Origin of the sequence: Candidatus Phytoplasma sp. AldY-WA1 (assembly GCF_020312115.2) — a bacterium.
Taxonomy (GTDB): Bacteria; Bacillota_I; Bacilli_A; order Acholeplasmatales; family Acholeplasmataceae; genus Phytoplasma; species Phytoplasma vitis.
In genome coordinates, this window is sequence record NZ_JAHRHX020000134.1 from 1 (window position 1) to 854 (window position 854).

At 18.0% G+C, this 854-nt stretch carries 1 protein-coding gene; it reads left to right on the forward strand.

Annotation, left to right across the window (positions count from 1 at the left end):
* Positions 1-463: 463 nt before the first annotated feature.
* On the forward strand, positions 464-854 hold a 391-nt coding region (locus tag KTO59_RS04440; RefSeq protein ID WP_284928852.1), incomplete at its 3' end, for a hypothetical protein.

Genomic DNA, 854 nt, shown 5'->3' on the forward strand with positions numbered 1-854 from the left:
TTTATTAGAAAAATATTTAGAAATTAAACAAAATAAACCTATTGTTTTTTAAAAAAGAACTTGTGATTATGCAACTTTTCTTTTTTTTTTTTTTTTAAAACTTTTTATTACTAAATTCTTTTAAAGTAAATATTTTCATTATTTTTATTTACTTCTATCGAACCATTTGAAGAATGTGTTTGTTTCTTTAACTTAATTTTTTACACTTCACACAATATTTTCAATTCGTTAATTTTTATGTCTATAAAAACAAATATAAAATAAAACAAATAATTATTACACTTTTTTATAGTTTCTATTCTTTAATTTAATAATTACAAAAATTATAAACAAAAAACTGAATATTAAAATTGTTTTTTTTTTTTTTTTGTTTATAATTAAAATTAATATTAATTAATAGCTTTATAAGCATAACTAGTATTAATTAATAGCAATAAAGAAAAAAGGATAAAAAAAATAATTAATGAATTTTAAAGAATTTTATAACAAAAATAAAAAAATATTCATCATTGTTTTAGTTGTAATTACTATAGTTATATTGGTTTTTGTAGGAATAAAAATAATGAATCGAAAATCTAGCGAAAAAAATTCAGTTAAAGAAACAACAAATTCCTCAAATAGTTTGTTAGAAGTAAATAAAAATAATAATAGTAACAGTAACTTAATAATAGAAAAACAGATGGACTTCCGAGAATTAATAAATTTCGAAAAAGAAATGCAACGCAAATATAATAGTAATGATATTACTTTTACTAAATTAAATAAATGCCTTCAAAGAGACAATTATTATGAATACGAAACAAATGAAAGCCCCAAACTTCCTCACGCACTTTTAATATTGCAAAAAAATTATG